The sequence below is a fragment of the Carnobacterium mobile DSM 4848 genome, from assembly GCF_000744825.1.
Taxonomy (GTDB): Bacteria; Bacillota; Bacilli; order Lactobacillales; family Carnobacteriaceae; genus Carnobacterium_A; species Carnobacterium_A mobile.
Genome location: NZ_JQMR01000001.1, coordinates 2,144,227 through 2,166,768, shown reverse-complemented (window position 1 = coordinate 2,166,768; position 22,542 = coordinate 2,144,227). Strand labels below are relative to the sequence as shown.

The following is a 22,542-nucleotide window of genomic DNA, read 5'->3' as shown; positions in this document are numbered from 1 at the left end:
TCAGAACTTTCATTCTCTCAGTTCCGTTTTAGGGTATTTAGGGTAACTTAAAGAAAAGTCTGTAAATTAGACTTTTTTTAAGCTGAAAAAACGTTTTTTATAGATTGTTTAGTTTCTCTTTTTTAATTTTATTTTTCGTTGATTGGAAAGGCGATTTAGCCAATTCTTTTAAATAAAGTTCGGTATAAGGGTGATATTCGTCAGAGTTCCAGGGTTTGTCGTGACCAGTGAAATGGATGATTGAGGGATTTTGTATCGCTTCTTTGTACCACTTTTTATAGTGTTCTGTTGGCGGTTGATGTCTTTCAAATAATAAAGAAGTTTGCAGGTTCCATTTAGGATGAAGCGGAAACCATTTTTCATAAACAATAGCATTTAATGCGTCTTGATCATGATAAATAATTTTATCTTCTTCCTCTTCTAAAAATGCTAGTGTTTTTTCTGTGATGTTGGCTTTTCGCCAATTAGCTAAATTGATCAACATCAAGCCAGAGTTAAAGTAGTAATCCTCTGTTTCGACTCCCAACCGCCCTAAAACGAGCGCTTGTCCCGGGTCAATAACAGCACCTATAACTTTTTCGCCAATATCCGTATCATACAATTTAGAAACATCATCTAATACTAATACATCACAGTCGATATAAAGTACTTTTTCATAGTCTTTATCTGCGAGTAAGTCAGGTAATGAGATACGATAATAAGCAGTTTGTGTAATGTGATCACTCTCTAGCACATCTGCATACAAGTTCGAATCAACTTCTAAATAGCTAATAGTAGCCGGTTGATTGGAAACAACTTGGTTTAATTTTTCTTTGCTGTCTGCTGAAATTTGATCGTCAATAATATAGAAAGTAATTTCAACATCTTTGGCTAAGTGTTCAAGCAATGTCATCATCATAACACTTAGATAAGGTGCATAATTATTATCTGCAGCACTCACAATTGGAATTATTTTTTTAGCTTGCATTTCCAACCTTCCTTTCCTTCAAAAATTAAAATTAGATGGCAATCTAATTAAAACTTCGGTTCTACATTCAATATTATATCTTTTTTTTATTTATTGCAAATAATAACCCTTGCTTAGCTTATAGTTTTATACATTTTAATGTATAAATTCGCATAAAATAAGGTTCGTTTTCTCATAAACCCTTTGTTTCCAGAAGCTTCCCGCCTCTTTAAACTGCACTTGTCAGCCTAAAGAACTATAGTAAAAATTTTGATATAGTGTATACTAAAGCAAGACTTCAGAAGATGATTTCATCTGAAAAAATCGCGAAACTATAAAAAGAAGGTTAGTTTAATGAAAATTTATTTAGTTTTATCGGATACAAATACCTTGTTTTCCAAAACCATTAAATTCTACACTAAAGCTGAATATAACCATGCTTCAATCGCTTTAGATCCGACTCTAGTAGATATTTACAGTTTTGGCCGCAAGCAGCCTAGAAACCCCTTTGTTGCCGGTTTCATTCAAGAAGATTTGACACGAGATTATTTTTTGCGGGCACAATGCAACATTCTTACTTGTGAGGTCACCCCCGTACAATTCAAATTACTGTCTGACTTGATCCAGTATTATGAGCAAACAAAGAATATGTATCGTTACAATCTTATTGGTTTAGTAACTTTGGCTCTTAAAATTGATTTTAAACGCCATGATGCTTTTTTCTGTTCCCAATTTGTTGCTACTTTATTGGCTGAAAGTACCATCCATGAGTTTCAAAAAGAATTTCATTTTATTACTCCGCAAGACTTAGAAGTTCTTCCTATTTTTGAATCGATTTATACAGGGTCTTTATACGGGTATTTAACTGCTACTCAACAGACCGAAACTGACTTTCTGGCCTTATCAGAAGGCTAAATGTATTGCTTTTAATACAACGCTATTTTAAACTTAATGGATAGAAAGTGAGGAATTGCGATGAACCCTAATTTAAGTCAATATGAACACAAAGCTCATTATTATGAAACAGATCAAATGGGTATTATCCATCATTCTAATTACATACGTTGGTTTGAAGAGTCACGTACAAACTTATTGGATTCTATCGGGTTTGGCTATGACCAAATGGAAGAGGCCGGCATCATTATTCCTGTGCTGGGCATTGCTTGCGAATATAAATCAATGGTCCGCTACAATCAAACAGTTTACATTCTGCCCGTCATCGAGTCTTTTAATGGCATCAAAATGACTATTTCTTACCAGATCACCGATAAAGATTCAAGAGAGTTGCGGGCGATTGGAAAAAGCGATCATTGTTTTTTAAATAGCAACTATCGCCCTGTTTCTTTAAAAAAAGTCAATAAAACTATTTATGATTTGTTTGAAGGGTTAATTGGTAAAGAGATTGAAATCCACTAATGCTGGAAACGAAAAAATCTGTTTTGGTAAACCGGATCAAACAGATTTTCAACACGCTTTTTGATCAATCATGCTGCTTTTTAGCGATAGTTCGTCCACAAGCAGAATAAAACTGTCCCAAAAATTAAGTCTAATAAAAAAACGTAGAAAGCTACCAAAATAATTTTTTTGGTACTTTCTACGTTTTTTCGATTCTAACTGGCTCCTTTTAAGAAGTCCCTTTATTTTTTTTAAATTTATCATTAAACGGCTTAACGGTAAAAGTCAAAGCGTCCTTTTTTAGCAACTATCTTCATACCGCCTGTTTGCATTAACGAACGGTCTCCGATTACTTTTTTCATTACAGAAGCTGGATAACCTTTTAAGTTATGCCCCATCACTTCTCCGATTGCTTCCGTATTTCCGATTGAACATACAGTACCTAAAGCAGAGAAAGTGAACGGTTTGATTGCTGTTCCTTTTAATTTTGATTCTAAATTATCAGCAGCGGCAATCCCTTGTTTTAACGCAATTTGAGCTGTTGGCGGATATGGACGATTTGTTGCATTGTCCATTACTGCTGAACAGTCTCCAATGATAAAGATATCTGGGTAACCAGGAGCTGTTAAATCATTTTCTACCATTACACGGTTACGTCTTTGTTCAAAACCTGAAGCTGCAACGATACTGCTGCCGCGTACGCCTGTTGTCCAAACAATTGTTTTTGCTTTAACTGACTTCAATTCTCCTGCTTCTTCATAAATAACAGAATCTGCTTTCAGCTCTTTGATTGGTGTACCTATTAGGAATTTAACTCCGCGTTCTTTTAATTTATTGATTCCATATTCTGATAATTTTGCATCAAACATTGGCAATAATGTAGGCATGGCTTCAATACAGATAAGTTGAATCTTATCAGCAGGAACATTGTATTGTTTCACAAGTTTTGGCATTTGAAGAGTCAACTCTCCTAAATATTCAATACTTGTAAATCCGGCACCGCAAACTACAACACTCAAATAGCTTTCGTCTTTTGTTTCATTGTATTTAGCGAATTGTTCGCGCAAATGTTTATCAACCGCTACAGATGTAGGGATATCTACCATTGGCAGACCAAATTCGTCTACACCTTTGATTCCAAATGATTCTGACTCAAAACCTAATGCAAAAATCAAGTAGTCAAAAGGAATAGCACCATTTTTTTCTAGTTGAACAGTTTTTTCGTCTTTATTTACTACTACAACTGTATCTTGAATAAAAGTTGTTTGTTTTGTATCTACAACATCCATGATTTTGTAGCTGATTCTTTCAGGTTCATGTACTCCACTAGCCACTTCATGTAGGTAAGTAGATTCATAATGGTAATCATTTTTATTAACTAATGTAATCTCTACATCCAATCGTTTGTTTTGAAGACTTTTTAATGCTCTAAGGCCTGCATACCCTGCGCCTAAAATAACCACTTTTGCTTTACTCATTTTTTTCTCTCGCTTTCTATATTAACACTCTTTATCTCTCCGTTTATTCAACTGTAGCTTAAACGTCCAGTATAAGACTGTTCACTATTTAATAAAAATTATTTTTATGCTATCAATTAAAAATTATTTAACGAGTTTGTATTTTTTTCACTAAGTAGTATAAAAAATACAACTATCGCTTGGGAAGCTAAGAAAGCTTCAACTGTATCCTCCAATTTTGAGACACACCCTTACTGCCCCAACTGCATCAATAAAAGTTGGTTTTTGTAAGATACTTTACCTTTTTCCCAATCATTCATCTCCTTAATTGCTATTATTTTTCGTCAGCTTTTATTACCTGTTCTGATTTAACAGGATTAATGAACGCCTAAGTTAGCTTTAACACAAAAAAAGGCCCTTCAGAAGATGCCTATGCATTGCATACTTTACTGCATATCGCCGCTAATTTCAATCAATAGAACTTACTTTATGATATAAAGTGTTTTCAGCTTTAGCAACTTCAGCAAACTTCTAAAAAACAGTATCTTTCCTATAAAAAACATTCTTACCCTGATTTTTATAGACCAAAAATAAAATAAAATGAGTGCTCTCTAAACAATTTACAACCTTAACATTATGCACCTAATTACTTAAATTGTCAATGAAGACCCGCTTTTTTTTTGACTTTTAACAAAAAAAATGCTATTTTATTCTTATTTCTATATTTCTCCTTTTTTCTTTTTCTCTATCGTTGATTCAACTACATTGACACAAACGTATCCATACGATAAATTAAAGTCTGTGATATAATCAGTATTATAAGTAATATTAAAAATAGAATCATGGATTCTACTTGAAAGGGATACAGCTATGCCGATTCATTCTATGTGGGATAATTACCCAGAAATTAAAGACGAATTAGCTGAAAGCTATGCAGTGATAGAAAAGAAGGTTCGTATTCGAAATAAAGAAGTTGAACAAGTTATTTTTGACTTATTGCATTCGGGCGGAAAACTTTTACGACCTGCTTACTTCATCTTATTCTCCCGTTTTGGCGATACCGAAACATTAAATGATAAGAAAACTACCCATATCGCTGCCTCTTTAGAAGTTTTGCATATGGCTACGCTAGTACATGACGATATCATTGATGACTCTCCTACGAGACGCGGTACGCAAACAGTTCAATCTAAATACGGTAAAGATATTGCGGTTTATACGGGTGATTTCTTATTTGCCGTTTATTTTGGTTTACTAGCAGAGACCACCGAATCTGTTGCTGCGATTAAACTAAATGCTTTCGTTATGCGTCGGATTTTACTAGGCGAGTTAGATCAAATGCACTTGCGTTACAATACTGAAATCACTTTGCGCCAATACCTTAGGAACATAACAGGAAAAACAGCTCAGCTTTTTTCTTTAAGCTGTTTACAGGGAGCCAAAACCGGCAAAGCTGATTTAGCTGTTATTAGGAGCAGTCAGCATATTGGTCACAATATTGGGATTGCTTTTCAAATGTTAGACGACATCTTAGACTACACCCAAAACAGCAAAACGTTAAAAAAACCTGTACTAGAAGATATGCGTCAAGGTGTTTACTCATTGCCACTTATTTTAGCCTTAAGAAAGCATAAAAAAGACTTTGAGCCTTATTTATCAAAAGGACTCGATATGTCTGCAGAAGACATTCAAGCAGTAGTTGATCTTGTTGAAACATACCAAGGAATCGAAGAAGCTCAAAAACTAGCTGAACGTTATACCAACAAAGCTTTATCTGCTATCAATCGGTTACCTGAACGACCTGAAAAAGCAGTTCTTTATCATTTAACTGAACAACTGCTTCACCGCAACTATTGAGAACAGAGCATTCTTATTTATTCTTTTTCTGCTCTCTTAATAAAACACAAAAAAAAGAAGCTGGAGATGGTGTGCTGAATCTCGAAAAATAGATTTTTGGTCTATCTTGAGATTCAGCTCACTTTTCACTCCAGCTTCTTTTTATTCACCACGGTCTAAGTGATATAAGCGTTGATAACGCGTATTATCAGCTAAGAGCCCTTGTGGCGTTCCTTGAATTTCAATCTTTCCATTTTCAATAAAAATCACTTCATCCATTTGATCGACGCCCTGTAGATGGTGTGTTATCCAAATAATGGTTTTATCTTTTAAAACAGTAAATAACGTATCGAGTAAAATTTGTTCTGTAATAGGATCCAATCCTACTGTCGGTTCATCTAATAACACAACAGGCGTATCTTGCAGTAAAATACGTGCTAAAGCTAACCGTTGTCGTTCTCCGCCAGAAAAACGGCCGCCTGCTTCTTCGACGGAAGTGTTAAATCCTGCCGGTAAATCTGCCAGCATTTCTCCCAGCCCTACTTGATACAGGGCTTGAATAACTTCTTCATCACTGGCTTCTACATTTCCGAGACGAACATTATTTAAAACAGAAGTATGAAACAAATGAGGATTTTGATTGATTACTCCGACCCACTGAGCAATCTCATCGCCTAACTTGTAAACAGGTACTCCATTCAATGTAACCGTTCCTTTTTGCGGAATCAAATCACCACGGAGCAATTTCCCCATCGTACTTTTACCAGCCCCGCTTTTGCCTAAAACAGCTAGTTTTTTGCCTTTAGGAATTTCGATTGTGACATCATCTATTATTTTTTTCGACTGAGTCTCATAAGAAAAAGTAGCTTGCTTAAATGCCAAACTTTGAAAAGCTTCTTCTTTCAAAGACGCTGCTTCTGAGGATGGCTCAATACCAGCAGAATCAGGTGCGGCTGGTAATGCATTCATCCGTTTGATCGAATCTTCATAAATCGTTAATTCTGAAACAGCATCAGGAATAGGTAAAAATGCATCGACCAAAGGGAATACAGCTAAAACAAATGCTGCTATCCAATTGGCTGCTCCGCCATGATTGCCTTGAAAAACATAACTTGTCCAAATTAAGATAGCGACAGCAATTATACTAAAAGTAATTTGCAAAATAAAATCACGAGTCCGGTCAAACCGTTTAATCAGGTAATCGTTCTTACGATTCAGTTGTTCATTGTCTTCATAACTATTTAGAAAATCATTTTTTCGACCACTGAATAACCAGTCCCCAACACCTAAAACGGCATCTGTCAATTGATCATATAATCCATTTCGGGCTGTTTTTTGTGCAGCCATTTTCGCACCATTAACTAATAAAGAAACTAACGGCAGCAAAATAACGACAACACCTAACATCAACAACATCAATAAAGCAAAAGGGATTGAAAACCAGCCTAACCCGATGATGACCGCAATATAGATTCCCCAAGAAATCAACGTTGGAAAAATGGTTCTTAAATAAAGGTTCTGGATATGGTCGATATCTTCAGCTAAAACGGCTAAAATATCTCCAGTTTTATATTTGCTTTTAATAAAAATCGCATCTTTTTCCAGTGTATTATACAACTTGACACGCAAATCAGAGGTCATTTTTAAAACCCAGTTATGACTGGTCAACCGCTCAATATACCGAAAAACCGGCCGGCTGATTCCAAAAGCACGAGTTAAAACGATTGGAACATACACCAGCATAATATTCTCAGGAATACTAGCTGACTTGCTGATTAAGAAACCAGAAATAAACATTAAGGCACTTCCACTAAAAAGTGTCATAAAACCTAAAAACAACACTAAATATAATAATTTACGGTACTTTGCCATAAAAGGTTTTACCCAAGAATCTTCAATAAAAGTGGCGCGCATTTCAGCGATTCTTTTTTTATACATGCGGCTTTTCTCCTCTCATTTGATTCATTAAATCGACATAAGGGCCATTTTCTGCTAATAATTCTTCATGAGTCCCGGCATCTACTATCCGCCCATGATCCAGCACCAGGACATAGTCCATTTCATTGGTCCAATGCAATCGGTGAGTAGAGAATAAGACAAAATGCTGCTCCATTAACGGTAAAATACTTTCTTTCAAAGCCACTTCCGTTTCAATATCTAAGTGTGCTGTTGGCTCATCAAATAATAAAATTTTTCGTTCTGGATCTAGAAAAGCCCGGGCAATCGAAACACGCTGAGCTTGTCCACCGCTCAATGCTCTGCCGCTTTCCCCAATCAACGTATGAATACCATTCGGCAGTTCTTTAATAAATTCAGCCAGCCCAGCTTTTTTTGCAGCTTCTACTACTGCTTCATCAGAAGCTTGAGGCATATAAAATCGAATATTATTAGCTAATGTATCGTGGAAAAGGTAAGGATTTTGCGGAATATAAATAATCTCTTTCTGCCAATTCCGTTGAGCAAAATGAGGGATTTCTACCCCGTTCAACTCAATAGACACTCCTTCACTCGGTTGCAGAAATCCGCCAATGGTATCAATAAAAGTAGACTTTCCTGAACCGCTGGCACCAATTAAACCGATTTTTCCATAACCTTTCCAGCTAAAATCAATTTCTGTTAATGCCGGTTGGCTTTCTTTATCATGACTGACGCTCATACCTTTAATTGTTATTTCACTTGTTTCATCCCACTTTGCTTTCTCAGCAGGCAAAACCGTCGTTTCTGTTGGAACTTCAATTTCTAAAATATCAAGTATAGCTGCCATTGCATTCTTACCGTCCAATGTTGCATGGTAATCACTGGAAAATTCTCTAACCGGCAAGAAAAACTCAGGCGATAAAATAAGAACGGTTAAAGCTGGAAGCAATAACATAATTCCTTCTAATAAACGCAAGCCCAAAACTAAGGCAATCAAGGCGATGGATAATGTTGTAAAGAAATCTAAAGCAAAGGTAGACATTATCGCAACTTTTAAAGTGCTCATGGTAGCTTTGCGATAATTTTCACTAACGCTATGAACATTTCGACTGTATTTTTTACTTAGCCCTAATAATTTTAAAGTTTCCAAGCCTTGCAATGCATCAACAAAATGATTGGATAATACTTTGTAGGTAGCATACTGCCGGTCCGCTTTACTTTGAGCGGCATAACCTAAAATCACCATAAATAAAATAATGATCGGGAAAACGACGATCATTGTAACTCCTGAGTCTTTATCTAATGTAAAAACATATACTAAAACGATCCATGGAATAATCATCATATTCATCATTTTGGAAAGAAACAACGTAATGTAATTTTCTACTTGGCGAATACCTTCTAACGCCAGAGTTACCACACTGCCTGTTCCAGCTTTTTGCACGACTTTCGGCCCTAATGAAAAGACCTGATTTAATAATTCTTTTCTTAATTCTTTTCCTTTTTGATAAGCAAATTTATCTAAGATATTTTCTCGAACCAACGTTAAAAAATGGCGGCCTGCAAAAGACAAGAAAAATAAAAGAATCACTTTTGTTTGAGCTGCCAGTCCTTCTCCATTCCATAAACCGGTAATTGAAAGGGCTAAAAATCGAGCCTGAAAAATAATCATAAAAGCTTGCAGGAAAGAAACCCCTGCAAGCAAGATCATTATTTTTTTCATGCCAGATAAACCCAATAAACGTTTATCCATCATAATTAATATTTCACCACATCATCTTTCTTAATTCTTTGTCTGAATACATGATAAGTCCATCCTTGATACGCTAAAACAAACGGCAAGACCATTAAGGACAACCATGTCATCACTTTCAACGTATACGGTGTACTTGAAGCATTAACGATCAAAATATCATTTGCTGATGAAATCGAACTAACCATGACACGTGGGAACAATCCAACAAATAACAACGCAACTAAACTGATCAAAGTCAATCCACTAGTAATAAACGCTAAGAGTTCTTTATCTTTATGAACTCCATAAGTTGCTAATAGACTCAACACAACCATTATTCCTAAAAGAATCAGTGTAGCTGTTAAATGCAATTGGAAGAAATCAGTAACTGTGTAAAGCATGATGACGAAGAGAACTAAACCGGCAAATAAAACATAGTATAATTTTTTAGCATAGTTGATGGCACGTGCGTGTACATCTCCCAAAGTTTTTAAGCCAATATAGTTTAATCCATGCAAGAAACACAGCAAAGTTAATACAACGCCTCCCAAAATAGAAAACGGCGTAAAGTAGTCGGTAAAGGTAGCGTTCATATTGCCAGCTTGATCCAATGGCATGCCTTCTGCCATACTCGTAAACATTAAACCAAAGAAAAATGGTGGAATCAAACTACCAAAGAACAAGGTCCAATCCCATAATTCGCGGCCTTTTTGTCCTTCCATCTTACTACGGAATTCAAATGATACTCCACGGATGATCAAGCCGAACAGAACGGCTAATAAAATCAAGTAGTAGCCGCTGAATAAAGAAGCATACCAGTGTGGAAAAGAAGCAAACATTGCTCCCCCGGCAGTGATCAGCCATACTTCATTGGCATCCCAGACCGGTCCGATCGTTCCAACTAATTGTTCGCGTTCTGCTTGGTCTTTTGCTAAAAAGCGTGTTGACATTCCGACTCCAAAGTCAAATCCTTCTAAGAAAAAGAAACCAGCAAATAACACACCAATCAAGATAAACCAAAAAAGTTGTAATGTACTCATATCAGCCATTATTTAAACGCCTCCTTTTCAAATGGATCATCGCTTTTCCGATTGATTTCATTCTCACTTTCTTGGATATGGTAAGGACCATGGTTCATTTCCTTTTTCACGAAGTAAGCCATAACTCCACCAAGACCAGAGAAAAGCAAGAAGTAAACAATGTTACTCGTCATTAAAGAAGCAACAGAAACATTTGGCGAAACGCTATCTGCCATTGTATAAAGTCCATAGACAGTCCATGGGTAACGTCCTAATTCAGTGATCAACCAACCTGTTGTGTTGGCAAGAAATGGAAGAAACAAAGAGAAACCAATGACATATAGCAACCATTTCATATTCATCAATGTTTTTTTGCGTAAGCTGAACCATAAACCTAGAATAGCAACTAAAGCTAAGAACATACCACTTCCTACCATGACTCTAAAACTCCAAAACAGGGTTTTAACAGGCGGGTAATAATCCATATCCCCATGCTCTGCAGTTAATTCTTTATTGATGGTGTTCATTCCTTTAATGCTGCCTGAGGGTTTGTTGTAAGACAAGATACTCAACATATAAGGAATTTCAAGGGACCAAGTTGTTTCTTTTTTATCCGTATCTTGTAATCCAATGAGCGTCCAAGAAGCAGGATCGCCTGAATCTTCATAGAGACCTTCTGTTGCAGCGAATTTCATCGGTTGATCTGCTACTAATGCTTTTGTTTGTAAATCTCCAGCTCCAATAGATAAAACAGTTCCGACTAAACCAATTATTAAACCTAAATTCAGCGATTTCCGATTGAATTCGATGTCTTTTTTGGCAATCAATCTAAATGCTGCAAGACCGGCAACGAAAAATCCACCAAGAAGAACTGCTCCAAATAGTACATGAGTAAATTCATACCAAACTTTTGGATTAGAAAGCAATACACCAAAATTGTTCAATTCAGCACGGCCATTATTGATTGTGTAGCCTACTGGGTGTTGCATGAAACTATTGGCTACTAAGATCCAGAATGCTGAAAGCATGGCTCCTACAACAACCAACCACATAAATAAGGCATGGACTTTTTTATTGAATTTGTCCCAGCCGAATATCCATAGGCCAATAAAAGTGGATTCCAAGAAAAATGCCATTAAAGCTTCCATGGCTAATAAAGAACCGAAAATATCACCGACAAAACGGGAATAATCAGACCAGTTCATTCCAAACTGGAATTCTTGGATCAGACCGGTAACAACTCCCACTGCAAAACTTAACAAGAAAATATTTCCCCAGAATTTTGCCATGTCTTTATACATCTTATCTTTTTTGATGACATAAATAGTTTCCATAATAGCAACAGTTAACCCAAGTCCGATTGACAGCGGCACAAAGAAAAAGTGAAACACAGTTGTCATAGCAAACTGAAAACGAGCGAGTGAAAGAATATCAAAACTCACTTTAAAAACCTCCTCCAAAAATTTACCCTCACTTAAATAGCTAAGGTTTTATAGTTCAAAAATTAAACTCTATTTTCCATTATAAGCTTTCTAAGCATAATTACAATAATAATACAAGAAAAACGGTTAATTTTTTCACAAAGATAATAAGAATCTTTTTTCATTTCTATCTTACCTGTCTCAAAGAAATCTTACCAGAAAAGTTACTTTGAATTCCAAAAAAATTCTCACGCACTAATAGAGCGTGGATCATACTATAATAGCAGTAAGCTGTTCTATTTTTTTAATCTTCGAGATGTTCTTAATTTCCTAAAAGAAAGATTCTAATAAACCACCCAATATTTATGGGTCATCTATCAGAATAATTCATTTTCGGAAAATGGATCCTTTATTGCTTAGACTTTTCCCTACTGTTCTTGTGTTAGCACACCGTCTTCGATTCGATATACTCGATCACAATACGTTAACATCCGTTCATCGTGCGTTACCATGATAGCAGCTTTCCCGCGTGCTTTAACTTCTTCTGCAATCAGCTTCACGACTTCATGTGCACGTTTTGTATCCAGGTTTGCTGTAGGTTCATCAGCTAAAATAAGATCAGGGTCATTCATAAAAGAGCGAGCAATAGCAACTCTCTGACGCTCTCCACCAGATAACTCATTTGGAAATTTCTTCAATTTGCTAGCTAATCCTAAATCATTCAACAAATCTTCTGCAAACTTTTTATCTTCAGCTGTTACAGATCCGCTCATTTTTTTCACGACCAGCAGTTGATCTAAAACCGTTAAATAAGGAATAAGATTGGAGGTTTGTAAGATAAAGCCAATTTGTTGTAAACGGACTTTTGACAATTCTTTTTCTTTTAATGTCGAAACCGCTACTTCATTCACAAAAACTTCTCCTTCAGATGGCTGTAACAACGCACCTGAAATAGATAAAAAGGTGCTTTTACCCGAGCCAGACGGTCCAATGATCGCAATAAACTCACCAGGTATGACGGATAAAGAAACATTTTCTAATGCAGTCGTTTTAAATTCACCTTCTTGGTAGAATTTTGAAACGTTTTTTAATTGTAGACCTGCCATTATTCCACCCTCCCTAAAGCTGTTAACGGATCAATTTTTGCAATTTTTAAAACAGAAAAGAATGAACTCACTACACTGATAGCCAGTAAAATCAAACTATAAGAAATAACAAGCGAATTCACTAAGTTAAATGGCATTGAATCGGGCAGGATAGCTGCTGTTGCATAAGTTAAGCCTACACCCACAAGAATACTGATGACAGATAAAATAAAGACTTGTGAGATCACGGATTTAATGACAAACCAGTTGCTGCCGCCAATTGCTTTCATCACGCCAAATTGCTGTGTTTTTTGATTCGTCAAGATGTAAAAGAAAACTGCAATCACAATAGCTGAAATAACGATCAAGAAACCTAACATCATTGTGATCGTTCCATTTTCTGCCGCATATCCTGGAACCGCATTGATGACTTCTTTTTTTGTACCTACTTCAATGTTTTCCACATCTTGTGCTATTTTTTCAGGGTCGCTGTCTTTTCCTTGAACCATGATGCTGTTTACAACATCTTTGATTCCGTTGTCTGAACCAGGAGCTGCATACTTATAATCTCGAAATTTATCTAATGAAGTAAAGACAACCGGTTGATGACTTAGCGTTTGATTCTTAGTGAAACCAACGATCTTCATTTTTTCATTAGAACCGCTAATAGTTAAGTCATCGCCTAGTTTAAACCCTTCTGCTTTCAAAGAGTCATCTGCAATCACGCCCAATGAATCTGTTTCTTTTAAAGCAGTGCCAGACGTCACTTTAGGCTCCATAAAGGATCCAGGACGGATGCCAGCAATTAAAACGTCGACTTTCGAAGCTGCTTCTTTATCGCTTCCCGCGTTACGAATGGAAGCAGATGCTGTGCCAAATGGAGCTACCGCTTTGACTCCGTCTTCTTTCAGTAAATCATCTGCTATGGATTCCGATATCATTGATTTTGAAAAAGTAAAATCGGACTTTTCTTCATACACCGCATAATCTACATCGGCATACTTCAAAGTAGCCGCTCCTAAGTCGGATAAGCCGTTCCCTAATCCTGCTAGAAAGAAGACTAGCCAAGAGATTAGAACAATGATCAAACTGATCATCAGAAAACGGCCTTTTGAATATCTTAATTCTTTTAGTGCTAAAAACATTTTGTCAGCCTCTTTTCAAATAAACTAACTTGCAAGTTGTAACTTCATTATAACCCAAAGTTACACTCGTGTCACTTTATTTATTAAAAATCCCCTGACAAATAATTTCTTGCAAATAATCTGCTCGTTTTTCTTGCGAAAGACCAGTCCGATTAGGAATCGTTACACTGTGAAAAATGAGCTCAATAATTAAGCTTTCGGGTATGGTATTTTTTATATGCCCTTTTTGCTGTCCTGTTTGAATAAAAGTTTGAATCTGTTCAAAAAAACGTTTGTGCAGTACTTGCGATTGCTGTTTTTTCTCTTTCATTTTCTCTTCATTGGCAATTCGATCGCCAGGAATCATGAAAGAGATTTGGTGAATATCACTGTATTCAAAAATTAAAGCAAATAACTGTTGAAATTGAGCAAAATAATCAGCAGCCCAATCTAGCTTTTCAAGAGCGTCAACCATTTGCTCCATTTCTGAAATCATATAATCATAAATCAATTCATCTTTATTGGTATAATATTTGTAAATAGCTGCTCTTGAAACATTCAATGAGCTGGCCAATAAACCAAATGAAAATTTATCATAGCCGACTGACATTAAAAGTTGATGTGTCTCTTCATAAATATCTTCTGTTGAAAATTTTTTCTCTCTCGCCATCCAAAACCTCTCCTTTTGTTCATTCGCCTTCTTAGTATACCATCAACGAAGCAGATTGGAATAGAAACGAAAAAGAAGACACAACCTGCTTCTATCACTAGGTTGTGTCTTCATGTCCAATTTTTAAAAAAAACTTTCTTTACTTATTATAGTTTATCTTTATCGTTATCTTCGATTTGAACATCTCCGTCAATGTGGATATCTATATCTTCTTTACGAACTTCTTCAGAAACATGTTTAACATCTTCTTTGGTGTCTTTATCGATCATTACTTCTTCTGTTACAACAGGACGTTTATGCACTTCTATTTGTTCTTCAACCACTGGAACAGTGAAGGATTCATCTTTCAAATCTGCCTCATCAGCAGTTTCTCCATCCGTAACTGGGCGTCTTTCAACTCTTACTTCTTCATGCTTAACAGGTACTTCAACAGTTTGTGTTTCTTCTGTTACCACTTTATCTACATGAACTTCCCCAGTTTGAACTTCTTTCGTGTCTACGTCTAATTTTTCTTCTTGTAATTTAATTTTTTCTTTGTCTGAAAGATCCTTGCTTGCCGTATTGTCCACTGTGCTATTATCTGGTGCTACGCCCATATCGGTATCATGAGTCATATCTTGAGTGGCTCCTCCCCAATCTGCTGGCGGCACTGATTGATTTGTGTCATCTGTTCCAATCGTATCTGATGCAGCATCCATTGATGGATTCACTCCCGTTGAACTGACGGTATCTGTCGGATCAACAAAATCAGTTGTTCCCATCGGTTCTGTCATTCCGGACGTTGGTGTGTTTGGCATCGTCGTATCATCCATTGATGGTGAATCAGCGGTATCATTTTTAATTCCATCTACTAAAACAACAATGCTGCCATTGCGGATATCATCTGTATAATCAGCTAATACATCATCATTGTCCCCAGGTGTTTCATCATAAGGATCAATACGAAAAGCATCTTTTATTTTTTCCCACATTGATTCATCGTCATGATCGACATCTGTTTTTGTCGTAACTTCTACGCCTTCATCTTGAACAGTAGTACTCATGTCTTTATTCGTAACTAATGTGATATCTTTTTTCGAGTATCCTTCAGCCACTAATTCGTCAATAGCTCGCTGAGCTGCTGATGCCGTTTCGTAACTACCTTTGACAAATTTACTCATAACTTTACCACTCCTTAGTATAATAATAAAATACAATCTATCTGTACAATTTTTATTATACTAATAAATGATAGGAGACACAATTAATACGACTGCGCTTCCATTCCGCATCATCCTTCAGTTATCATTTTTTTCCATAAGTAAAAGCAGCGGAGAAAAAATCCGCTGCTTTTATAAAGTCGTTTATTAAGTTAGTCTTACTCGCCTTCCAACGGGTCTTTACCAAGGAAAGCTTGTAACATCCAGATATTTTTGTCAACTTCTGTTTTGTAGGCAATTAATATATCTTGTGTGACATCGTCGCCTTCTTCACCAGTCAACGTAATAGCAGCTGCCAAGTCATCTCTTAAAATACGGAAATCTGCTACCACAGAGACCACCATCTCTTCTGCAGGCACTTTTTCTGTATAAGGTCTTTCTTTAATAGAAGAATGTTCCAAAAATTCTTGTAATGTAGCATAAGGTTTACCGCCGATTGCCAGCAAGCGTTCTGCTAATTCATCAAAGTGTTCTGTTGTTTCTTTGTATAAATCTTCAAATTTTATGTGAAGTGTAAAGAAGTGCGGTCCTTGTACGTAAAAATGATGTTGGTACAATTTTGTAATGAAAACCCCATGAGTTGCCACCAGATTATTCAATGTACTTTTTACTTCGGTATTCGTTTGAGCCATGTTCTTCTTCCTCCTAATAAAATATTAAAGTGTTTATCACTTTATAATTAGTATAATCAAAAGAATAGTACTTGTCCAACCATAGCTCTTTTATTTTTAACTTTTTATTAGGGCTTTTCTTTTTTTAGACTATTCAAAGCTTTTTTTATTCTCCATAAGCTTTTATATTTGGGAGCCCTTTCTTTATTTGGTATGATAAGTGTGTAGACAACAATATGCTATTAGGAGGAAAACAATATGCCAAAATTTTTTAAAAGTGCATACCAGTCCGTTGAAGAAGCCGCAGCAGAAGTCGAACACTTGTTGGTCGAGGGATATGCAGCCGATGATATTACGGTTGTAACCTATAAAGAAAATAAAGGCGCAATTGAAAGTTTAACTATTGCTGATGTTGATACGGTAACTGGAGAAAATCACCAATCTATCTGGGATCGAGCCAGAGATGTTTTCACTGACGGAGATGCTAAGAATCCGCTTGGCAAGTACAACCTAGATCCAGCTATTACTGAACGCTACAATAAAGCGATTAAAAATGGCGGTTACGTCATTCTTGTTGAAGAAGCATTGGAATCTGACACTATCCAGACAAACAATAAGACTAGTCGCAGACCTATTCAAGGTCAAAATAATAACACGGTTCCGAATGTAGGCGAATATTCAGCTGCTCATTCTGACGTGCCGACTAATGAAAATAATGACGCTGAAGCAACCGTTGGTGGCATTCCACTTAAAGAATCAGATGGTTCATATGGTGGAAACCACCCAACTGAAAACCCAAGTATGCCCATTTCTCCAGGGACCGATCAACAAAGAGACATTCCAGAATAACTATTTTAAAATTAAATCATTAGAGAGTCTGGGACAAGCCCCAGACTCTCTTTTCTGTTCATTACATATTGATTTCTGTTCCAACTTTTTGAGCTATAGCTTTTTGCAGGATTTTCTCAGCTGTCACAACATCTAATACAGCTGTTCCGACTGTTTTAAAGACAGTGATTTCTGTATCGCTTTCGCGACCCTTGATTTTTCCCAGCATGACTTCTCCTAAGTCTCCTTGATAATGGCTTCTTTCAACTATTCCTTTTTCTAACGGTGTTATGATATCTCCAGCTTCTGCCAGCACACCTTCAGTTGTATCGAATATAACTTTATTTGCTTTCACAATAATGTCTGCAGGAATTTCATGCATTTCAGGAGTGTAAGCTCCAACTCCATTAATATGGGCTCCTTCTTTAACAAATTTCCCTTCAAATGTTGCTTGTTTAGAAGTGGTCACAGAAGTAATGATATCTGCTCCTGAGACAGCTTCTTCAGCAGATTTTACAGCCGTCATTTTGGTTCCGAAAGCCGAAAATTTTTCTGACATTTCTTCTACAAATTTCTGACAACGGTCTTGATCTACGTCAAAGATCCGAACTTCTTTCAACGGACGAACTGTCAGCATCGCTTCAAGTTGTGTAACGGCTTGTCCGCCAGTCCCAAATAATGCAGCAATTTCAGCATCTTTTCTTGCTAGTATATCCGTTGCTGCTCCTTGAACTGCTCCTGTACGCAGTTGTGTCAAATACGTTCCATCCATTACTGCTTCTACCATGCCTGTTTCTGAATTGAGAACGACCATCGTAGCTGGCACACTCGGCAATTTTTTGTGAATATTATTTGGATAAACGGAAACGATTTTCACTCCTAAAGCTTGATTTTCGCCACCTACATAGGCCGGCATATAAAGACTTTGGCCTTCATATGCTGGTATATCAATATTTGTTCGTAACGGTACGGTACTCTGTCCTTCAGAGAAGAGACGTAAAGCTTCTTTATCTGCTTCAATGGCTTCTTTCATTGAGAATACCTTTTGCATATCTTCTTTAGTCAAAATAATCATTTTTTTCGCTCCTTTTTAAATTCCTTCATTTGCAATACTTCTTTTCGATTTACGTAGTTCCATCATCATGCTGACTGCTGTATACAATAAGACTACAATGACTAACCATTGTAACATACTTGTATTTAATGATTTTACAAAGTAAACAGCTGTTAATACTCCAAGCACTCCGAAAGTAGAAGCGAACAACGTTATTTTACGGCTGTATTCACCGAATTTTACAAATTGCATGCTGCCGATTGGAACTGAGAATGTACAAGCCCCCATCATGATTGGAAATGCAGCTGCGGGATTCATGCCCAAAGCATAAATAGTTGCCATTGTTAACGCATATGATCCAATTCCAATATTATTTAACGCACCATACACAAATAATAAAATACCGGCTGCTGCTAATTTTATACCGTACAATTCAGTTGCTGTTCCGTTAGAAGAAATTAAATTGAACTTTCCTGCCAATATCAACAGGGCAGCTATTGTCAAACCAATTGAAACAAACTGTTTGATGGTTTTTTCCGGTAACTTCACTACAAAACGTGGTCCTATATACGCACCAATCACTTGACTGATGATACAAACAGCCAAAGTCTTGATTCCTACATCAATGGAAGTAATATAAGAAAGAGCCATTGCGGCAACTGGAATAACACATTGAGCGTTTAACGTACCAGGCAGTTTTTTTAATGGAACCCATTTTAATTTTTGGTATAATACCGTTCCAATAGCAAAATCTGAAATGCCAAAAGTAGAAAGCAAAAAAGTAAAAAACGATGTAAAAGATAATGCAATAGTGTTTGCCGGTTCATTCATCATTTCATTTTTATTCCTTATTAAATCCTTCACAAATGCAGCCACAAAAAACAAATTGACAATCACAATCAAGGTTAATAATACTGTAGTCATTTTAGTTTCCTCCAAATTTTTTATTTTTCATAAATTTTTCTAATGTGATTTAAATCTCGTCCAAATACTTGCATGGCCGGGTCTTCTAATTGTTCAATCATCCGCAGATTATAAGCATCATGGATAATGTATTCTTTAGCTAGTTTCACCATAGAATGATTACGAGTCCAGATAACATCGGGTTGTTCTTTAGGTAAAGTACCATAAACAACTTCTTGAGAATCCGCTACAACATTGATCCAACGGCTTCCATAATCATCAAGTTTGTCTGCTTCGAAACCGTGTTTGTAAAACCGGTTGAAGGGCAATTCATAATGATGTTGGGCGCTAAATAAAATAACTACAAATTTCTCTATTCGTTGTTCGGCTTGTTTTAATCGTTCAACCATTTCTTCTGACAAGTCTTCTTCCCATACTTGTAAGTAAATGTCTTCTTGTGCTTTTTCAATTAATTGCAGTATTTTTTCTATTACTTGGTCATACTCCGATAAGTTCCATAAGGTTTCTGTTTCTTCCATTTCTTGAATACTTCCTAGAATTTCTTCAATTACCTCAAAATCAGTTTTTGTTTTTTTTCTTAGTTTATCTACTAATTCTTGCGCAGAAATTGCTTGATAACGAACCGGCTCTGTTTTACTGCCAATAACTATCCCCTTTTTTAATAAAATCTCTAATAGGTTATATACTTTTGAGCGAGGCACACTAGAATTTTTACTGATTTCGTATCCAGTTTGATTGCTCTTTTTTAATAAAGTGATGTATACAAGGATTTCATATTCTGAAAAATGGTATTCTTTCAAGACCAACAAGATGTTTTCCATTATCTTGCCTCCTTCTTTAGTGAAATAAATCACATTAGTTAGTAGCTACCTTCAGTTACTACTATAATCTTATCCATTTATTCTGTCAACACTTTTGTGAAATATTTATTAATTGGGATAGGAATATCTAAAAAATAAAATGAACAGCTAACCATCTGTTCATTTTATTTATCCACAAACAAACAAAGGCAGACAGTTGTATCCGCTTTCTAACTAATGGTATACTTTTGAAGGCCTATTTATTAAATACTAAAAGTTTCGTCAATAAATACTGGATAAAGGAGAAATAAACAATGAAAAAAATACAATTAGGTACTAGTGATTTAATGGTTTCGAATATCGGATTAGGCTGTATGTCAATGAATCGATTAACGGCTAAAGAGGCGACAGCTGTTGTTCAAAATGCTTTGGATTTAGGAGTCAATTTTTTTGACCATGCTGATATTTACGGCAAAGGCAAATCAGAGGAAGTTTTTTCTGAAGCAGTCGATTTGCGGTCCTCCATCAGAGATAAAATGATCATTCAAAGCAAAGTGGGGATACGTACTGGTTATTATGATTTTTCAAAGAAACATATCATTCAGTCTGTTAACGAAAGTCTGAGCCGTTTAAAAACAGATTATCTTGATATTCTCCTGCTGCACCGTCCGGATGCTTTAGTCGAACCAGAAGAAGTAGCTGAAGCTTTCAATGAGTTGGAAAAAAGCGGGAAGGTTCGGCACTTTGGAGTCAGCAATCATAATCCCATGCAGATTGATCTGTTGAAAAAAACCATTGAGCAAGATTTAATCGTCAACCAATTACAATTGAGTGTGATGCATACAGGAATAATAGATGCTGGAATCAATGTAAATACTAAACATGAAAATGCAATCAACCGCGATGGAAGTGTCTTGGACTACAGCCGGCTGAAGGATATGACTATCCAAGCTTGGTCTCCTGTTAAAGCTGAAGGCGGAGTATTCATTGATAATGATGCTTATCCGGAAATAAACGCTAAACTGAAAGAAATCGGTGAAAAGTACGGATTAGATAATTCCGGAACTGCTGTTGCATGGATTTTACGTCACCCTGCTCGGATTCAAACAATTGTGGGAACCATGACGCCTGAGCGGTTAAAACAATATGCTCAAGCTTCAGAAATGGTTCTATCTCGTGAAGAATGGTATAACATTTATCGAACTGCTGGCAACCCTATTCCTTAATAACAAATTGAAACCCCGCCAAATCGTTCCATTTGACGGGGTTTTTTTGTTTTATTTTTCTGCTGTTTTATTGATGTATTGGCGTTGGTTGTTTACAATACCTGCTAAACAAATAGCTGCAGAATCTTTTTCCGTTTCAGATAGTAGGTTTGAACCATCAACAGGCAAAGTTTGTTGAAAAATTACTTCATATTCTGCCACACTAACTTCTCTTCTTGCTGCCAGCATTTCTGTATGTTGGTTGGTATTTAAGTGTTTCTGATAATCCGGCTGTAAAATCCCAGTAAAGAATTCTCCTACTGCACCGGAACCATAACTGAATAACCCGATTCTTGATCCAGCAGCTAGTTTTTCTTTTTGTTCTAATAAAGAAAGCAAGCTGAGGTATAGGGAGCCGGTATAAATATTTCCAACTACTTTATTGTAGCCGATACTCTTTTGATAATGGTTTAATAATCGCTCTTTATCTTCGCTGGTGCCTTCTTCCAGAACTGGTTTTAACGCCTTCAAACCCATTTTTGTATAAGGTAGGTGGAAACACAGTGCTTCGAAATCCTTAAACGTTAAACCACTTTTTTCTTTGAATTGTTGCCAGACAGTTGCAAAAAACAAACTATATTGCTCATTTGAAAACTTTCCATCTACATAAGCCGTACTTGAATAAAGTGGACGCCAAAAGTCCATAATATCAGCAGTTAAGTAAGCACTTTTGTCTTCAAGTGCTAAAATTCTAGGCTCAGCACTGATCAGTAACGCTACTGCTCCGGCTCCTTGGGTCGATTCACCAGAAGAATCTAATCCATAACGTGCAATATCCGACCCTAACACCAATACCTTGCTTTCCGGATTTAGTGCGATATGTCCTTTTGCCATTTGAATTCCCGCTGTTGCTCCGTAACAAGCTTGTTTGATTTCAAAAGAACGTGCTGCTGGATTTAATCCCAATAAATGATGGACATAGACTGCTGCAGCTTTTGAATGATCTATGCCTGTTTCTGTACCGAATAGGACTAAATCGATTTTTTCTTTATCTCTTTCATCTAAAATACTAGCCGCAGCATTTGCTGCCAATGTAACGGCATCTTGTGTGATCGGAGCAACTGCCATTTTTTCTTGACCAATGCCAATTGTGAATTTATCCGGTTCTATCTCTCTAGCTGCAGCTAATTTTCGCATATCCAGATATAAATCTGGAACGTAAAAGCCAATTTTATCAATCCCGATTTTCAAAAAAATCTCCTCCATTGGTTACTTACCCATTTTAAAACCAGTAAACTAGACCAACATAAACGGCG

At 36.3% G+C, this 22,542-nt stretch carries 20 protein-coding genes; 5 read left to right on the top strand and 15 right to left on the bottom strand.

The window, feature by feature from the left end; translation table 11 throughout:
- Positions 1-97: 97 nt before the first annotated feature.
- On the bottom strand, positions 98-967 hold the full coding sequence (locus BR87_RS10345; protein WP_035031804.1) for a glycosyltransferase family 8 protein: 870 nt from the start codon (positions 965-967) through the stop codon (positions 98-100).
- A 333-nt stretch (positions 968-1,300) separates the two neighbouring features.
- Here BR87_RS10345 and BR87_RS10340 point away from each other — a divergent pair, with 333 nt between their 5' ends.
- Together BR87_RS10340 and BR87_RS10335 are read left to right on the top strand one after the other, a co-directional pair.
- Positions 1,301-1,861, top strand: coding sequence for a hypothetical protein (locus BR87_RS10340; RefSeq protein WP_035031801.1), 561 nt, complete (start codon positions 1,301-1,303; stop codon positions 1,859-1,861).
- A gap of 60 nt (positions 1,862-1,921) precedes the next feature.
- Positions 1,922-2,362 carry an acyl-CoA thioesterase gene (locus BR87_RS10335; protein WP_035031798.1) on the top strand — a complete coding sequence of 147 codons (441 nt, stop codon included), beginning with the start codon at positions 1,922-1,924 and terminating at the stop codon, positions 2,360-2,362.
- 251 nt (positions 2,363-2,613) lie between these two features.
- On the opposite strand, the gene BR87_RS10325 is transcribed toward BR87_RS10335, so the two are convergent.
- The gene (locus tag BR87_RS10325) at positions 2,614-3,819 is read right to left on the bottom strand and encodes an NAD(P)/FAD-dependent oxidoreductase (protein WP_035031780.1); all 1,206 of its coding nucleotides are present in this window, start codon (positions 3,817-3,819) and stop codon (positions 2,614-2,616) included.
- An 855-nt stretch (positions 3,820-4,674) separates the two neighbouring features.
- Here BR87_RS10325 and BR87_RS10320 point away from each other — a divergent pair.
- Positions 4,675-5,655, top strand: a complete 981-nt coding sequence (locus tag BR87_RS10320; RefSeq protein WP_211250002.1) for a polyprenyl synthetase family protein — start codon at positions 4,675-4,677, stop codon at positions 5,653-5,655.
- Positions 5,656-5,796: 141 nt separating this feature from the next.
- Here the strand turns inward: BR87_RS10320 and cydC are convergent, their stop codons facing one another.
- The 9 genes from cydC to BR87_RS10275 form a co-directional block, all read right to left on the bottom strand.
- A complete protein-coding gene (gene cydC, locus BR87_RS10315; RefSeq protein WP_035031775.1) occupies positions 5,797-7,572 on the bottom strand; it encodes a thiol reductant ABC exporter subunit CydC in 1,776 nt (591 codons plus the stop codon).
- Positions 7,565-9,307, bottom strand: a complete 1,743-nt coding sequence (gene cydD / locus BR87_RS10310; protein ID WP_035031773.1) for a thiol reductant ABC exporter subunit CydD — start codon at positions 9,305-9,307, stop codon at positions 7,565-7,567. The genes cydC and cydD overlap by 8 nt, the downstream gene beginning before the upstream one ends.
- Before the next feature lie 2 nt (positions 9,308-9,309).
- Positions 9,310-10,326 (bottom strand): cytochrome d ubiquinol oxidase subunit II, encoded by a 1,017-nt coding sequence (gene cydB / locus BR87_RS10305; RefSeq protein ID WP_035033166.1) that lies wholly within the window; start codon positions 10,324-10,326, stop codon positions 9,310-9,312.
- A gap of 8 nt (positions 10,327-10,334) precedes the next feature.
- Entirely contained in the window at positions 10,335-11,747 is a 1,413-nt protein-coding gene (locus BR87_RS10300) for a cytochrome ubiquinol oxidase subunit I (RefSeq protein ID WP_035031771.1), read from the bottom strand.
- A 407-nt stretch (positions 11,748-12,154) separates the two neighbouring features.
- The gene (locus BR87_RS10295) at positions 12,155-12,832 is read right to left on the bottom strand and encodes an ABC transporter ATP-binding protein (RefSeq protein ID WP_035031768.1); all 678 of its coding nucleotides are present in this window, start codon (positions 12,830-12,832) and stop codon (positions 12,155-12,157) included.
- Entirely contained in the window at positions 12,832-13,956 is a 1,125-nt protein-coding gene (locus BR87_RS10290) for an ABC transporter permease (protein WP_035031756.1), read from the bottom strand. Before BR87_RS10290 ends, BR87_RS10295 begins: the two co-directional genes overlap by 1 nt.
- 76 nt (positions 13,957-14,032) lie before the next feature.
- Positions 14,033-14,605: a TetR/AcrR family transcriptional regulator gene (locus BR87_RS10285; protein ID WP_035031754.1), complete on the bottom strand. Its 573-nt coding sequence runs from the start codon at positions 14,603-14,605 to the stop codon at positions 14,033-14,035.
- 146 nt (positions 14,606-14,751) lie between these two features.
- Positions 14,752-15,765, bottom strand: a complete 1,014-nt coding sequence (locus BR87_RS12710) for a YsnF/AvaK domain-containing protein (protein ID WP_051929829.1) — start codon at positions 15,763-15,765, stop codon at positions 14,752-14,754.
- Between the two features lie 197 nt (positions 15,766-15,962).
- Positions 15,963-16,436: a Dps family protein gene (locus BR87_RS10275; protein ID WP_035031750.1), complete on the bottom strand. Its 474-nt coding sequence runs from the start codon at positions 16,434-16,436 to the stop codon at positions 15,963-15,965.
- Positions 16,437-16,673: 237 nt separating this feature from the next.
- Between BR87_RS10275 and BR87_RS12705 the strand changes: the two genes are divergently transcribed.
- On the top strand, positions 16,674-17,264 hold the full coding sequence (locus BR87_RS12705; RefSeq protein ID WP_051929827.1) for a general stress protein: 591 nt from the start codon (positions 16,674-16,676) through the stop codon (positions 17,262-17,264).
- A 61-nt stretch (positions 17,265-17,325) separates the two neighbouring features.
- On the opposite strand, the gene BR87_RS10265 is transcribed toward BR87_RS12705, so the two are convergent.
- From BR87_RS10265 to BR87_RS10255, 3 genes are read right to left on the bottom strand one after another with little or no spacing between them, the layout of a single operon-like run.
- On the bottom strand, positions 17,326-18,318 hold the full coding sequence (locus BR87_RS10265) for an ornithine cyclodeaminase family protein (RefSeq protein WP_035031748.1): 993 nt from the start codon (positions 18,316-18,318) through the stop codon (positions 17,326-17,328).
- 15 nt (positions 18,319-18,333) lie between these two features.
- Positions 18,334-19,221 (bottom strand): sulfite exporter TauE/SafE family protein, encoded by an 888-nt coding sequence (locus BR87_RS10260; RefSeq protein WP_035031747.1) that lies wholly within the window; start codon positions 19,219-19,221, stop codon positions 18,334-18,336.
- 20 nt (positions 19,222-19,241) lie between these two features.
- Positions 19,242-20,042, bottom strand: coding sequence for a TrmB family transcriptional regulator (locus BR87_RS10255; RefSeq protein WP_035031746.1), 801 nt, complete (start codon positions 20,040-20,042; stop codon positions 19,242-19,244).
- A gap of 293 nt (positions 20,043-20,335) precedes the next feature.
- Here BR87_RS10255 and BR87_RS10250 point away from each other — a divergent pair, with 293 nt between their 5' ends.
- Positions 20,336-21,247 (top strand): aldo/keto reductase, encoded by a 912-nt coding sequence (locus tag BR87_RS10250; protein ID WP_035031745.1) that lies wholly within the window; start codon positions 20,336-20,338, stop codon positions 21,245-21,247.
- Between the two features lie 51 nt (positions 21,248-21,298).
- Here the strand turns inward: BR87_RS10250 and BR87_RS10245 are convergent, their stop codons facing one another.
- The gene (locus tag BR87_RS10245; RefSeq protein ID WP_035031744.1) at positions 21,299-22,477 is read right to left on the bottom strand and encodes a hydroxymethylglutaryl-CoA synthase; all 1,179 of its coding nucleotides are present in this window, start codon (positions 22,475-22,477) and stop codon (positions 21,299-21,301) included.
- Positions 22,478-22,542 lie beyond the last annotated feature (65 nt).

Excerpts from the sequence above, each read along its gene's own strand:
- BR87_RS10345 (WP_035031804.1), bottom strand. The coding sequence starts at position 967 with ATGCAAGCTAAAAAAATAATTCCAATTGTGAGTGCTGCAGATAATAAT.
- BR87_RS10340 (WP_035031801.1), top strand. The coding sequence starts at position 1,301 with ATGAAAATTTATTTAGTTTTATCGGATACAAATACCTTGTTTTCCAAA.
- BR87_RS10335 (WP_035031798.1), top strand. The coding sequence starts at position 1,922 with ATGAACCCTAATTTAAGTCAATATGAACACAAAGCTCATTATTATGAA.
- BR87_RS10325 (WP_035031780.1), bottom strand. The coding sequence starts at position 3,819 with ATGAGTAAAGCAAAAGTGGTTATTTTAGGCGCAGGGTATGCAGGCCTT.
- cydC (WP_035031775.1), bottom strand. The coding sequence starts at position 7,572 with ATGTATAAAAAAAGAATCGCTGAAATGCGCGCCACTTTTATTGAAGAT.
- cydD (WP_035031773.1), bottom strand. The coding sequence starts at position 9,307 with ATGATGGATAAACGTTTATTGGGTTTATCTGGCATGAAAAAAATAATG.
- cydB (WP_035033166.1), bottom strand. The coding sequence starts at position 10,326 with ATGAGTACATTACAACTTTTTTGGTTTATCTTGATTGGTGTGTTATTT.
- BR87_RS10295 (WP_035031768.1), bottom strand. The coding sequence starts at position 12,832 with ATGGCAGGTCTACAATTAAAAAACGTTTCAAAATTCTACCAAGAAGGT.
- BR87_RS10290 (WP_035031756.1), bottom strand. The coding sequence starts at position 13,956 with ATGTTTTTAGCACTAAAAGAATTAAGATATTCAAAAGGCCGTTTTCTG.
- BR87_RS10285 (WP_035031754.1), bottom strand. The coding sequence starts at position 14,605 with ATGGCGAGAGAGAAAAAATTTTCAACAGAAGATATTTATGAAGAGACA.
- BR87_RS12710 (WP_051929829.1), bottom strand. The coding sequence starts at position 15,765 with ATGAGTAAATTTGTCAAAGGTAGTTACGAAACGGCATCAGCAGCTCAG.
- BR87_RS10275 (WP_035031750.1), bottom strand. The coding sequence starts at position 16,436 with ATGGCTCAAACGAATACCGAAGTAAAAAGTACATTGAATAATCTGGTG.
- BR87_RS12705 (WP_051929827.1), top strand. The coding sequence starts at position 16,674 with ATGCCAAAATTTTTTAAAAGTGCATACCAGTCCGTTGAAGAAGCCGCA.
- BR87_RS10265 (WP_035031748.1), bottom strand. The coding sequence starts at position 18,318 with ATGATTATTTTGACTAAAGAAGATATGCAAAAGGTATTCTCAATGAAA.
- BR87_RS10260 (WP_035031747.1), bottom strand. The coding sequence starts at position 19,221 with ATGACTACAGTATTATTAACCTTGATTGTGATTGTCAATTTGTTTTTT.
- BR87_RS10255 (WP_035031746.1), bottom strand. The coding sequence starts at position 20,042 with ATGGAAAACATCTTGTTGGTCTTGAAAGAATACCATTTTTCAGAATAT.
- BR87_RS10250 (WP_035031745.1), top strand. The coding sequence starts at position 20,336 with ATGAAAAAAATACAATTAGGTACTAGTGATTTAATGGTTTCGAATATC.